The 13,728-nt window shown below is 37.6% G+C and carries 12 protein-coding genes; 4 read left to right on the forward strand and 8 right to left on the reverse strand.

Annotated features, from left to right (window positions below):
- Nucleotides 1–6 precede the first annotated feature (6 nt).
- The 3 genes from B6F02_RS08310 to B6F02_RS08320 all read right to left on the reverse strand — a co-directional run bounded on the left by B6F02_RS08310 (nucleotide 7) and on the right by B6F02_RS08320 (nucleotide 3,692).
- Nucleotides 7–1,137 (reverse strand): glycosyltransferase family 2 protein, encoded by a 1,131-nt coding sequence (locus B6F02_RS08310; RefSeq protein ID WP_179128553.1) that lies wholly within the window; start codon nucleotides 1,135–1,137, stop codon nucleotides 7–9.
- A gap of 128 nt (nucleotides 1,138–1,265) precedes the next feature.
- Nucleotides 1,266–2,774: a phytoene desaturase family protein gene (locus B6F02_RS08315; protein WP_080146890.1), complete on the reverse strand. Its 1,509-nt coding sequence runs from the start codon at nucleotides 2,772–2,774 to the stop codon at nucleotides 1,266–1,268.
- A 36-nt stretch (nucleotides 2,775–2,810) separates the two neighbouring features.
- On the reverse strand, nucleotides 2,811–3,692 hold the full coding sequence (locus tag B6F02_RS08320) for a phytoene/squalene synthase family protein (RefSeq protein ID WP_080146891.1): 882 nt from the start codon (nucleotides 3,690–3,692) through the stop codon (nucleotides 2,811–2,813).
- 832 nt (nucleotides 3,693–4,524) lie between these two features.
- Here B6F02_RS08320 and B6F02_RS08330 point away from each other — a divergent pair.
- On the forward strand, nucleotides 4,525–6,285 hold the full coding sequence (locus tag B6F02_RS08330; protein WP_080146893.1) for a methyl-accepting chemotaxis protein: 1,761 nt from the start codon (nucleotides 4,525–4,527) through the stop codon (nucleotides 6,283–6,285).
- Between the two features lie 55 nt (nucleotides 6,286–6,340).
- Here the strand turns inward: B6F02_RS08330 and B6F02_RS08335 are convergent, their stop codons facing one another.
- Complete coding sequence (locus tag B6F02_RS08335) at nucleotides 6,341–6,847, reverse strand: ClbS/DfsB family four-helix bundle protein (RefSeq protein WP_080146894.1); 507 nt, start codon at nucleotides 6,845–6,847, stop codon at nucleotides 6,341–6,343.
- A gap of 142 nt (nucleotides 6,848–6,989) precedes the next feature.
- On the opposite strand from B6F02_RS08335, the gene B6F02_RS08340 reads away from it, so the two are divergent.
- Nucleotides 6,990–7,901 carry an AEC family transporter gene (locus B6F02_RS08340; RefSeq protein ID WP_080146895.1) on the forward strand — a complete coding sequence of 304 codons (912 nt, stop codon included), beginning with the start codon at nucleotides 6,990–6,992 and terminating at the stop codon, nucleotides 7,899–7,901.
- A 16-nt stretch (nucleotides 7,902–7,917) separates the two neighbouring features.
- Here the strand turns inward: B6F02_RS08340 and B6F02_RS08345 are convergent, their stop codons facing one another.
- Both B6F02_RS08345 and B6F02_RS08350 read right to left on the reverse strand, forming a co-directional pair.
- Nucleotides 7,918–8,649 carry a response regulator gene (locus B6F02_RS08345; protein ID WP_080146896.1) on the reverse strand — a complete coding sequence of 244 codons (732 nt, stop codon included), beginning with the start codon at nucleotides 8,647–8,649 and terminating at the stop codon, nucleotides 7,918–7,920.
- Nucleotides 8,642–10,273: an ATP-binding protein gene (locus B6F02_RS08350; protein WP_080146897.1), complete on the reverse strand. Its 1,632-nt coding sequence runs from the start codon at nucleotides 10,271–10,273 to the stop codon at nucleotides 8,642–8,644. The genes B6F02_RS08345 and B6F02_RS08350 overlap by 8 nt, the downstream gene beginning before the upstream one ends.
- A 334-nt stretch (nucleotides 10,274–10,607) precedes the next feature.
- Between B6F02_RS08350 and B6F02_RS08355 the strand changes: the two genes are divergently transcribed.
- Both B6F02_RS08355 and B6F02_RS08360 read left to right on the forward strand, forming a co-directional pair.
- Entirely contained in the window at nucleotides 10,608–11,660 is a 1,053-nt protein-coding gene (locus tag B6F02_RS08355; RefSeq protein ID WP_143745257.1) for an AEC family transporter, read from the forward strand.
- Nucleotides 11,661–11,712: 52 nt separating this feature from the next.
- Nucleotides 11,713–12,744 carry a 2-hydroxyacid dehydrogenase gene (locus B6F02_RS08360; RefSeq protein WP_080146899.1) on the forward strand — a complete coding sequence of 344 codons (1,032 nt, stop codon included), beginning with the start codon at nucleotides 11,713–11,715 and terminating at the stop codon, nucleotides 12,742–12,744.
- A 152-nt stretch (nucleotides 12,745–12,896) separates the two neighbouring features.
- Here the strand turns inward: B6F02_RS08360 and B6F02_RS08365 are convergent, their stop codons facing one another.
- Complete coding sequence (locus B6F02_RS08365; RefSeq protein WP_080146900.1) at nucleotides 12,897–13,367, reverse strand: GNAT family N-acetyltransferase; 471 nt, start codon at nucleotides 13,365–13,367, stop codon at nucleotides 12,897–12,899.
- A gap of 83 nt (nucleotides 13,368–13,450) precedes the next feature.
- A complete protein-coding gene (locus B6F02_RS08370) occupies nucleotides 13,451–13,621 on the reverse strand; it encodes a PspC domain-containing protein (protein WP_080146901.1) in 171 nt (56 codons plus the stop codon).
- Between the last annotated feature and the right edge of the window lie 107 nt (nucleotides 13,622–13,728).

Raw genomic sequence — 13,728 nt, forward strand, 5'->3', positions numbered from 1 at the left:
CCTTTCTTACACCTTGATTTTTCGTCCGCGCCAGGTAACCGTGTGTAAAATGTGTACTTGGATAAAAGACCAGCAATAAACCGTCACAAAAGCTAACAGCAAGACCGGATATAGCAGAAACAGCCAGAACGGAAAACGTCCAACTTTCCCTGCCAACCAGTAAAAAAGTCCAGCATAAACCGCATACAGCAGTATCTCTATAGTTAACCATATAGTTGAAACACTCAGCAGCAAAGACAATCCTATCAGTATCGGGATTAAAAATCCGCCTATAATCCATAACGCCACTGCTGTCATCACTAGCGGATGTGTATTGCTCGAGCCATTTGCCAGGCTTTTAGACCACCCAGACAGCCATTGTCTAGGTCCTTCAGGATACATCCGAAAGGAAACAGTCCCTTTTCCGCCATAATTCCTGACAGGCAATTGATGGGATTGATAGAGTTTTGTCAGCATGAAATTATCCAAGTGAGAATCTAAAATCTTTTTATGCCCGCCTAATTCCCAGTATTCCTCAACGGAACACATAAGAAAAGGGCCAAAAGCTCCCCCTGTTTTTAGACGGCTTTTCAATATAGTGAAACTATTTAGACCAGCAACCACAATCATATTCAGCGGCGCTGACAGCTGTTCGTATAATTTTTTAGTGATGTGATAAGGTTGAATGGTCAGCAATCCAGAAGCTGAATGCTTACTAAATTCCTGGCAAATATCCCGCAAGCTATCCTGATGATCAAAATAAGTATCGGCATCTATAAATACAATCCAGTCACCGGTTGCACTAATCGCGCCCCGGTAACATGCTGCTGTTTTTCCTACAAATCTATCTTTCTTTGACTGTTTGTCTTTCAACTTGATCTCTACATCATACTGGGAAGCTGTCGCAACGGTTTGATCCGTTGAGTCATCATCGACAATGATCACTTGATGAGGTTGAATAGATTGCATCGCAAGAGAATCCAACAGTTTGGGTACTGTATGCTCTTCGTTTCTAACAGGGATAATGATCGATAGTGTTCTAATTGGCAAATTTCCTGGCTCTTTTTTCGAAATATAAGGCAGTTCTGATAACACAAACCAACCTCCGGCAAGCGCAAAAATAATAACCATAATAGTCAATAAGAATAGTGAAGACAAAGAACCCCTCCTTTCAGACGAACGACCGCTCATTCTCTCTTCTCAATGCTTGCTTCTGTAATGACCGCTTATATATATGTAAAGCGAGAGCAGCCGCTCTCGCTGACGAAACACCTTACTATTCTCCGTTACTTCAAATCACGTTTAACAATCATATCCCGTACTTGCTGACCACTCAATGTAACCATCGGCATACCGCCCCCGGGGTTGACAGTGCCGCCGACAAAATATAAGTTATCATAGCGTTCGCTGTGTTTGGGATGCTTAAATCCGTTATTCCTTTTTTTGTCCGCTGCTACGCCATAAATTGCTCCGCGATGAGAGTAATAGGTTTGCTGTATGTCTTCTGGCAGCCACATATCTTCAAAGACGATATGATCTCGCAGATCAGTAAGCCCCATATTTTCCAACTTAATCAGTACCCTTTCTCTTAAAGCTGCATATTCAGCTTCTGAGAAGGGTTCATCTTGAATATAGGGAATGTGCGGAAGAACCTTAAGATTCTCATGACCAGCTGGAGCCTGATCTGCATCCGTTTTATTCGGATTGACCAAGTATATCGTTGGGTCTTCCGGCAGCTCGTGTCGATGAAAAACTGTCTCATAATTCTCTTTGGAATCTTTAGAAAAGAAGAAATTGTGATGAGCTAATTGCGGGTATGCTCGATCGACCCCTAAATGGAGTACCAGGCCAGATGCAGCTGGCTCAAATTTCTTTTCTAATTGATCAATGAAGTTCAGGTCTTCTTCTAATAGATATTGGTAAGTCGGAATTACTTCCATATTTGAAATGAAGTAGTCGGCTGTGACCATTGTTCCATCTGCACATTCTGCTGCATTGATTATTCCATCTTCTGTACCGTGCAGTTTGACAATTTCCAGACCTGTATAGATCGAAACGCCAATCTCACTAGCCAGCTTCCGCAATGCTTCTCCTAATTTATGCATGCCTCCAGGAACATACCATAATCCTAAATGATGCTGCATATAAGCCAGCATATTCAGTATCGCAGGAGCATCTTCTGCAGAAGACCCTACATATTTGATATAGTACTTCAGCATTTCTCTTAGCTGAGGGTTCGAAATTCTCTTCTCAATAGCACTAGACATCGTTGAAAATACATCAAAATCTTTTAATGCAGAAATAGGTCCATGATATTTAACGACATCTCCCAGCGTATCCAATCCTTTACCAAAATAGCCTTCTAATGTAGTTTCATAAAGGGTCTTGGAATAGTCCAGAAAATGTTGATACTCTTCTAGATCTCTTTCACTTAAGAAAGGATTATTATGGTTCATCGCAGAAAACGTATCGTAAAGATCAATGGTTGTACCATCTGCAAAGAACGAGCGCCACTGTAAATCTAGTTTTTGAATAGTTACGTAGTCTTCCATCCGTTTTCCACTCACATGAAACAACCGTTCAAAAATAAAAGGCATAGTCAATATTGATGGACCTAAATCGAAACCGTACCCTTCTCTCTCCAGTCGATTCAACTTTCCGCCGATATGATTATTCTTTTCATACAATGAAACCTTATAACCGCTTTGAGCCAGTGAAATCGCCGCCGAAATACCACCTAAGCCGCCGCCGATGACGACGATCGATTTCTTTTTATTTTTTTGTTTGTCTATCATTCACTACTCTCCTTTGTAAACAGATAAGCGTTTCATTCAACGCTTCAGTTGTTTCTTTGTTTTCCGATATAAGCAGAGCTTTCTAACCAGAGTAGTTTTATTTCTAATTGTAAAAGAATCATATTGATTACTTCTAACAACGTCTAGAATCTCCTGATAAATATTAGCCGATAGCAAAACTGGGAATTGGCTGTCTTCATCAAATTTCCGCAGATCTTTTTTAAACAAGCTGTAAAGCATCTCTGAACGAGCTGCCAGCCTTTCCCATAATTCAATAAAGCTGGTATTTACCGTTTCCTGCTGCAAATCCTGCTCAGAATATCCGGAAGCTGCCATCAGTTCAGAAGGTAGATAGATTCTGCCGATTTCCCGCTGATCTTCTCCTACATCCCGCAGAATATTTGTGATCTGCATGGCTACACCTAATGAGATTGCTGATTCATGCAATTCATGATGACGATCTGTCGCCAGAATGGGTAAAAGCATGAGTCCTACAGACCCGGCAACATAATAACTATACCGTTCCAGATCTTCTAATGTTTCCGGCTGAATAAAATTAAAATCCATTGTCTGACCTTGCAGTTGATCGTAAAACGGTTGCAGCGACATTTCATAAGTATGAAATACATCTTCCAGCGCTCTCCAAATCGGATCATCCGGAATATTCCCTTCACTAAACTGATCCAGTTGCTCTTTTAACTGCTGCAGTGCTTTTTCTTGCTCTTCTATAGAACTTGCTTCATCAATACTGTCATCTGCTTTCCTGCAAAAAGCATATATGGCATAGATAGCTCTCGCTTTTGACTTTGGCAACCTGGAAAACGCAAAATAAAAGCTCTTAGAGTGCTCCTTTATGATTTCTTCACAGCAATCATAATCCGCCTCTATACTGCTCTGCGGTTTTCTTTCTTTTTCGATTTCACTTCCTCCTCAAAACAAATAAGGTAAATTTATTCAGAGATTTTCATTTTCATAATACAGATGAAGACAATCGCTGAGTTGAATATTGATCAAAAAGATCTATTCGTTGAATTAATTTTAACATATTATCTGTTATTGATTAGTGCACAACGTTTTAAATCAGGAAAAAAACTAACTTTCAATGTCATTATCAAAAAATACACTTGCCTGACTGGTCTGCTGCATGACTATCCTTTCAATATATAATTACAGTTTAAGTTGATAGATATTTGTTAATTCAACTAACTATCTTTATAAAATAATCGACTGATCTGTTCACTTAGATTCTTCATTATTTATTCTATTTTTGTTAACGACCATTCTTATCTTAAAAGATCACTTAATTTATAGATTGCGCAAAATTAAATAGCCTATCCATTAATTTAGAAAAACTTTATACTAGTAAGTCCATTAGCCGGATTTTTAATTTTATGTAAATCGTCTTTTTTTGTTCACAATGAAAACTCTGTTATCTTTTTTATAACAGTCGATAGTCTGCAAATATAAAAATGACACAATATTAACAAGGGTGTAATGTTACTTGTAGAATGACATATGTTTTATTCCTATTTTATAAAAGTTTATACAATAACTATTCATATTCTACAATTAGTTTTTTAATATCCACTTCCAATTTACAGTTTATAACCATCAATAATTTAATATTATTTTATCAATATAAATCTATTAGCTGCTTACTTAATCTTATACAATTTAAAAAATTCATATTAATACTATAATGATTTTTAATTTGTATCCGATAGTGATTTTAGAAAAGGAGTGAAGCAATATGGATGTATCAATCAATCAAAACACACAACAAGAAAAAGTTGAAGGAACAAAAAAAAGTCGTCGTCTCTTTAACTTTAAGAGTTTAAGAACAAAAATTTTATTTGGATTCGGATTAGTTATTTTGCTTGTAGCAGGATTAGTCACCATAACAAGTTTATCTTCGAATACAATCAATCAGGAATCTAAATTAATGAAGGACCACCAGATTCCTCTAATGATAGCAGATGAACGTGTTGGATTTTCTATAGCAAGACGTTCAACAAACGTTCGGGCTTATCTGATGACTGGTGAACCAAGATATCGAACGATGTTTGAAGAAAGTTCTGAAGCTGTCATTCCTTATTTGGAAACCTTAGGCAGATTATCCGAGTCAGAAACCATCGATAACGTGATTGCTGCTCATGAGGAATGGACCCAAGGGATGCTGACAGATGTTTTCGATGTCTACGAGAGCGGAAATGAAGCTTTAGCATTAGAAAATATGAGCGATTTAGCCCCTACCACAACGATGATGCTGGACGAACTATCCGCAGCGGCCCGAGAACGAGAAGTGCTGATCAATGAAGCACAGCAGGATATAATAGAAACTGGAACAGCTTCACTGATCACGAATATCATTTTAGCCGTTGTGATACTTATTGTATCGATAACCATTGCTGTTTTCACTGCGCGTTCTATTGCCAATCCGATCAAAAAGGTTATGGAGCGGATGCATCAGATTCAAGAAGGTAATTTAAAGAATCAACATCTAGAAGTCACTACTCAAGATGAAACTGGAAAGTTATCAAGTGCAGCTAATGCGATGCAGGAACGGTTAAAAGAGCTCGTCTCCAGCATATCTGAAGTTTCTTACTTATTGACTTATAACAGTAAAGAGTTGTCAGAAACGTCTTCTGAAGTCATGGCTGGAACTGATCAAGTTGCAATGACTATGCAAGAGTTATCAGAAGGCTCTGAAACACAAGCGAACTCTGCTAGTAAACTCGCTTCCATTATGGATATATTTTCCAATAAAGTATCTGACACAAACAAAAGTGGTCAGTATATTACAAAACTTTCCAATAAAGTATTAGAAGAAACGACCAGCGGCAAAGCATTAATGGAATCTTCTGAAGAACAAATGCAGAAAATCAATGATATTGTGAAGCAATCGGTAGAAAGAGTCGATGACCTGGATACGCAGACTCAAGAAATCTCCAAGTTAGTGGAAATTATCCAAAATATTGCGAACCAGACAAACCTTCTAGCATTGAACGCTGCGATTGAAGCTGCACGAGCTGGTGATCATGGTAAAGGATTTGCTGTCGTTGCAGATGAAGTCCGCAAACTAGCTGAACAAGTCGATGTTTCAGTTTCTGAGATCACCGGATTCGTTGAAAGTATACAAGTTGAATCAAGAAATGTGAGTGATTCTCTTCAAGAAGGCTATACCGAAGTCAAAACGGGTACTTCTAAGATTAAGGCTACCGGAGATACCTTTAATCAGATTACTCGATCTTTGAATGATGTAGACAAGCAAATCAGAGCCATCAATTCGAATTTGACTGATTTAAAAGATAGTACTGAAGAAATGAATGTCTCTATCGAAGAAGTAGCTTCCGTATCTGAAGAATCAGCTGCCGGTGTCGAAGAAACATCTGCTGCTACCCAACAAATCAATAGTTCAATGGAAGAAATGGCTGGAGATGGCGGTAAAATTTCTCAACTTGTTGAGCTTGCCCAAAATATGGATAATCTTCTAAAAGGATTTAAAATTTAAACAAACGTAAATAAAAAGGCGATGTTTTGCTATAATTGCAAAGCATCGCCTTTTTTTAAGATAAAGACCGTTTATACTTTTTGATTTTTTTAATGGCCCAGTTGTAATGACTGGATAAGTTGGAAATAAAATAAGAAGCTAAGTGAGAGGTTTTTGTCCACTTATAATATTTTTTAGTGAAAATCTCTTCTTCGCTATGCTGATGAACGAGTGTCAATACTTCTTCATGACTCTTTTTCAAAAGCTGTTCCGCTTCTTCCAGCGAATAAGCTTGAACAGATGACCAAATTTGCTGATTTAATGCAGGTAATTCTCTCCAAGTGTAACCAGGTGCCGGCATATCCGGTTTTCCTCCGCTCATTCCAACTTTGTACCATTTTAACAGCATTTTATGCCATTCATGTAAATGCATCAATACGTCAGAAATCTTTTTGTCACGATCGTCAAAAGGAAATAGTTCCTCTCTTTTGTCTGCTGGAATAGAGTAAACCAATGTATACAGATCATTAAAAGACTGCGTTGCAGCATCGATCAGATCAGACTTAGTAGTCGGCCTTGCCATTTACCTCTCCTGCCTTTCTTTATATAATAGATGATGTATCTTCGATTGAGCCTCAAAAAACTTGAACTACTGCTATTAACACCCTATGATAGAGATAGTACTCACTTTTACTTTATCTACATTATATCAAAGGAGCTTTTATATGGCTGCCATTTTTTTACAATCTTTTAGCTTTCTCCTCGTGATTCTTGTTGCTTATTTATCGAAAAAAATTGGGCTGCTAACTCCTAAAGATGGAACGATCCTGCAGAAAATTATTTTAAATCTAACTCTGCCTGCCACCATTATCATCGGATTCAATGCTGTTAAAGTAGATCTGATTTTATTTGTCATGGTTGGACTAGGACTTCTTTCTAATTTAATCTTGATCCTAGTCGGCGGTTTTATCTGGCAGAAAAAAGATGCTGCCGATCGCTCACTGATGATGTTCAGCCAAGCCGGGTATAATATCGGTAATTTTACTATTCCATTCGTACAAGGTTTTTTCCCTGCTGCTATTCCGTTTATCGGTAGTTTTGATATGGGCAATGCCTTGATGCTGTTTGGCGGTTCTCCAATGATAGTCGATAAAATACTAGGCATAGACAGAGAAGAAGCCGGGTATATTCAGAGAGCATTAAGTCTGTTTCGATCGCCATCTTTTACCACCTACGTTGTAATGTTTTTGCTGGCTTTGCTCGGCATTGTCTTACCAACGGAGCTGACATCGATTTTTGAATTATTTGCCAGCGGAAATGCCTTTTTGTCCATGTTTATGGTTGGGCTGTACCTCGAGATCGACATGGATGCAAAAGCACTCAAAAAGATTTCTAAATTACTGTCTGTACGGTACGCCCTGGCTGTTCCTGTAGCACTATTATTCTACTTTGTACTGCCGCTGCCTGAACTCGTTCGTCTTTCACTAGTATTAGTAGCCTTGGCGCCCGTTGGCACTGTCTCTACTATCAACATGATTATTTACGGCAACGAACGCGCCATCTCCAGTTTTTTATCTTCTATCAGCATTATCCTCTCACTGATTTTAATGACATTAGCTTTGACACTGCTTAATTAGCTTGTTAAAGCTTTTTTTATTTAGCTAATTCTTTCAATTCTTTATACTGCTGATCATTCACTTTGAATATTGCTGCAGGCCTGCCATTGTTCTGATAGTCCATTTCTTCTTCCAATAATGCTGCATCGACTAAAAACTGAATATACTTTTTAGTGGAAATTCTTGAAAGCCCGATAGAAGACGCGATATTCTCAGTAGTAAACCAGTCACTAGTCTTTAAAATTTCTTTCACTACTTTTCTAGTAGTGATTTTGGAAATTCCTTTTGGAAGTTCGTGTTCGTCCCTTACTTGCTGGTCTCTGACAGAATCTGATGCTGGTCTTATATTGAAATACTGATCAATCACTCTTTGGTCCGTTGCCGTCTGGTCCGATAATGCCCGGTTAAAAAGAATAATTCTCTCAACCGCATTTTTGAATCGTTCAAAAGTAAAAGGTTTGATCAAATAATCCACAGCACCGTATTTGACAGCATCCTGTACTGAGCTTTTATCATCCGCAGCAGAAATAAATAAAATCGAACTGAATATTCCTTCTTTCTTCAACGTTTCAGCAAACTCTAGTCCAGTTTGTCCCGGCAGATAGATATCGAGCAGAATCAGATCGGGTATGTGCTTCTTCATTACCTCCCAAGCTTCTGGTACAGATCCTGCTTGAGCAATCACCTCTACTCCCTCTATTCGTTCAGAGAACTCTTTGTTCAACATTGATACCATCGGGTCATCTTCAACAATCAGTACTTTAAACATCCGCTTCCTCCAACTTAACTTCTAATTCAATCAATATATTGGTGCCTTTCATTTCTTCTGATTCGACTTCAATCATTCCATTATAAGATCGGATGATCGTTTGCACTGCATCCAATCCATATCCTCTCCGATTTCCCTTCGTAGAAAATCCTCTATTGAAAATTTTTGATTTGTTTTCTTCTTTTATACCGATTCCCGTATCTCTAACTTGAATCATTAAAATTTGTTCTTCTTCATTGTAATACAAGTAAAAAGACACTTCTTTATAATCTGATTCTTGCACAGCTTCAAATGCATTATCCAGCAACACACCGATAGCTACAATTAAATGATGGGTCAACCGATTAACTTCAATATTTGGGAAATAAGAAGACTTATCGATCGAAAACAGAACGTTCTGTTCTTGTGCTTCATTGGCCTTTCCCAAAAGGAATCCAGCTAATACCGGAGACTTGATTTTTTCTGTGATATAACCGACTTGCTGATGGTAGGATTGATTTAAGATGGATACAAAGTCTTTTACCTCTTCATATTTTTTCAACTCAATCAATCCTAGGATGACGTGCAGCTGGTTCATAAAATGATGACTTTGAGCCCTAAGCGAATCGACATACTGCTCAGTTCCACTTAATTCTCTCAATAAATTCTGGACTTCTGACTGGTCTCTAAAAGTTGCTACAGCTCCAGAGAACTCATTATTGATCATCATAGGTGATATATTGATGACCAGCTCAATGTGGTTCAATACAATAGATTGATTAGAAATAGCTGACTTTTTCTCAAATGCTTCAGAAAATAGCACAGCATAGACTTCTTCATTTAAGTGTCCATCTATCACGATCGTATGGGTCAAATCTGCTTTTGTCAAAATAGTTTTAGCATTTTCATTGATCAGTAGAACTTTTCTATGACCATCTATCGCAATAATGCCTTCTACTACTGCATCTGTAATAATTTTTCGCTCTTTTAAACGTGTGGCAATCTGTTCTGGTTCTAGTCCAAGCAAGGTCTGTTTGATTTTATTAGCTAAAAGTATGGATCCTGACAAGCCGATCAGCAGACCGATCACTACTCCTAACAATAATTTCTGCTGAGCTTCTCTTGTCTGAACCGCAATCGTCTCTTTGGTATATCCTACACAGACAACTCCGACTTGCTCTCCTTCTTCATTTAAAACAGGTGTAAAAAATCTTAATCCATCTCCAAGTATCCCAACATGCTCAGAATAATGTTCATCGCCGTCTAATGACTTGCTGGCATCATTCACATTAGAAAACGTCTCTCCGATAACAGAGGACTCTGGATGAGAGTATCTAGTCAGTTCCATATCTAAAACGACAATAAATTCAACCCCGGTATCTGTGATAATTTCATTTGTATAAGACTGGACTTGTCCTTCCAGTTCCCGCTGGCTGACCGCATCGATCACTCGTTCATCTTCTGCTACGATTCGAGCCACAGATGAAATTCTATCTTTAATAACTTGATTTTCTCTGTTCTCAACATAGTTCTGTACAAATAATGCAGAGGCAATCAAAGAAATACTGATCGTAAGCAATATCAGCAGGATCATTGAAGTTCTTAATGATAAAAAGCGAAACCAGCGTTTAAAAATTGTTTTCATATAATAAGTCCATTCTATATGTAAATTTAATCCTTCACTTTACCTCTTAATAAAATTACCACTGCAGAATCTAGAAGTAAAGATGTAATGTTGTGCAGTTTAAAACAATTTCAAAGATGTACATATCACACTGTTAAAGAAGGTTTTCCAAATCGTCGAATCTTAAAATCTTATTTTTGTGATTATATTCACTTACATAAGTTTCAAAACTTACGATACTTTTAAATTGTTCACTAAATCACAAATCAATTGTATAGTACAGACATAGATAAACGTCGACGTTATCTCAAGGTAAAACTATATGTGAAATACCAAACATAAATTAGGAGGAATAATCATGTTTTTAGATATTCTCAATACTACATTAACCGATATGACCATTTTAAGTGCCATCAGTTCAACCATTTTCATTATTCTACTAGGTTTCTATTGTCGCAAGAAAGGCATTTTCACAGACCAGTTCGGAAAAATACTTTCTAAAGTTGTTTTGACCGTGGCCTTGCCGTTTTTAGCATTTAAAGCTTTTATGCAAGATATTGACCCTGCTTCTTTAGCTGAAGGCCGTAACGTACTCATCTGGGGAATCGCCATCTATATCATTATGATCTTAATTTCTAAACCGTTATTCATGAAATTTAGAGGCGACAAACAAGATACACTGCGCGTCTTGACAATATTCGGTTCTACCACCTTTTTTGGAATTCCTATCGTTGGTGCTATTTACGGGGCTGAAGGTGTTTTATACGCTTCTATTTTCAATATTGGATACCGAATCTTCCTGTATTCATATGGATATATCAAAATGAGCGGTCTGAGAATGGAAATGAAAAATATTAAAACTATGTTCTTGAACCCTATTGTTATCGCTACATTTTTAGGTTTGTTTATCTGGCTCGTTCAAGACTTTCTACCACAGATGACCGTTGCTACAGAAACAGGTACTGCTACAGTTGCCTTCTTAAGAATTGATTTGACAGCTCCATGGCTTTTTAAACCGATGACTTATCTAGCTGGTCTGGCTTCTCCGTTAGCATGGTTAGCTATTGGTTCTACCCTTGGAGAAGTCAGCTTCAAAAAAGCTGCTGCTTCAAAAACTTCCTGGTTCTATAGTTTTGCAAAAATTATCCTTGTTCCAGTTATCAATATTGTATTCTTAATGATCTTAACTTCTACAGGTATTTTACCAGTGAGCTTAGTCGGTCTTGGTACTATCGTAGTTATGATGGCTACACCAACCGCTACAGTCGCTGCTGCTTATGCCATCAGCTTTGACAAAGATGCCCTGCTTGCTTCAAATGCTTCTTTATTATCAACGATTGCCGCTGTAGTCATGATGCCGATATGGATCGTTATCATTAATCTGTTAGGTTCATTGAGTATTTTTTAATAAGCCCCACTTATCACTAATCGAACTATTATAGAAAAAGGAGAGAATCAATATGTCAGTAAACGTAGTTTGTTATGGCGTTCGTCCAAATGAAAAAAGTTATTTTGAAAAATTAAATCAGTTTGGTTACACATTAAACTTAGTAGAAGCTTTGTTGTCTCATGATAATATAAAAACAGCAGAAGGTATGGATGCAGTTATTTTAAGAGGAAACTGTGTAGCCGACCGCCAGAATATTGAAAAATTTGCTGAATACGGCGTACGCTATTTACTAACCAGAACAGCAGGATTCAACCATATCGATTTACAGGCAGCTGCTGATCACAATATGCTGGTTGCCAGAGTTCCTTCTTACTCACCAAATGCTATTGCTGAGTTGTCTCTGACACTTGCTATGTCATTATTGCGACATGTTGCCTATACAACGAATAAAACAGCAAATAAAGATTTTAGAGTAGACAGCACAATGTTCAGCAAAGAGATCAGAAACTGTACAGTAGGTGTAATCGGTGTTGGTAAGATTGGACTGACCGAAGCTGAACTTTTTAAAAACTTAGGAGCTGAAGTGTTAGGTTACGATGTTTATCAAAGCGATGCAGCTAAAAAAGTCGTTCAATTCAAATCACTAGATGAAGTACTGGCAGAAAGTGATATCATCAGTCTTCACGTTCCTTATATTCCAGGAGAAAATGATCAAATGGTCAATGCGGACTTTATCAGCAAAATGAAAGATCATGCTATACTGATCAACACAGCTCGAGGCGAACTGCAAGATAATCAGGCTATATTAGATGCAGTGGAGTCCAACAAACTAGACGGAGTAGCAACGGATGTTTTCGCAAACGAATCTTCCATCTTTTTCCGCAAATTCGAAGAAGGACAGAAACTGGATGATCCAGTGATTCAGCGTTTAGTAGACTTATATCCAAAAGTTTTGATCACACCACACATTGGGTCAAATACCGATGAAGCCCTCAAAAATATGATCGAAACCAGTTACCAAAACTTAGATGATTTATTGAAATACGGTCAGTCACCAAATGATGTAGCACTACCAGAAGCTTCATCAGCTGTAATGAATTAACGAAAAAAGAGACAATGAACTGAATGCCATTCTTTGGGCTCAGTCATTGTCTCTCTTTTTTAGTTGCAACCCCGTTAGAATAGCCTATTATAAAAAGCTGGTTCATAATCAACTGATCGTACATTTAAAAATATCAAATCCCAAAACTTATTCTACTTATAGTCAATTTTTTCAGCATCGCGTTTGCAGCTATTTAATCTTTTTTCCATCGTTTTATGAATAATACCGACTTGCCTATACGTTTCACTGATAAAGTGATAGCCGGATTTTTTATAAAAAGGCCATGCATTCTGTCTAGCATGCAGCCAGATTCTGCTGCTTCCCTGCTGCTGAATTGCCCATGTCTCTGCAGTTTCAACCAGCCTTTTTCCAATCGCCTTTCCTTGATGTTCTGGGTCGACTGCCACTTGTTTCATTTGATAATCTTTATTATCGTCCGGCATCAAAAAAAGTGTTCCGATGACTTTCTCGCCTTCAACAGCCACAAAATGTGCAGCAAGAGGCTCTTTTGTCAGATCATCCTCTTTGATATCTAAACCCAGCGGCTTTCTTAGGACAAGATTTCTTAATTCAAGCGATTTTAAGTATTCCGGCATATTAGTCGTGACTTTTTTAAATTCCATTTAAAGCACCTTCTTCTCCGAATTCATAAAAAATCCTTATATCAAAAGAGTATACACTCTAACGATATAAGGATTCAACCTTATTAATCTTCCGGCATAACGATGGCTAATATGATATACAGCATGATGCTTGGAACAAAAAGAACAAACAATAATCTGACGGCCCAAGAAGGAAGGCCTAAAAATTCTGCTATACCACCGCATACTCCAGAAATATACCGATCATATGAAGACTTTGTTAATCTACCTCTCATTGTATCTCCTCCATTCCTTGTAACGACTTCTCTACTATTAAAATACCGTTCTTAAACCTAAAAAGCAATTAATTTAAAGAAAGCAAGAGTAATGACTACAAATCCAT

The sequence above is a fragment of the Marinilactibacillus piezotolerans genome, assembly GCF_900169305.1.
GTDB classification, from domain to species: Bacteria; Bacillota; Bacilli; order Lactobacillales; family Carnobacteriaceae_A; genus Marinilactibacillus; species Marinilactibacillus piezotolerans_A.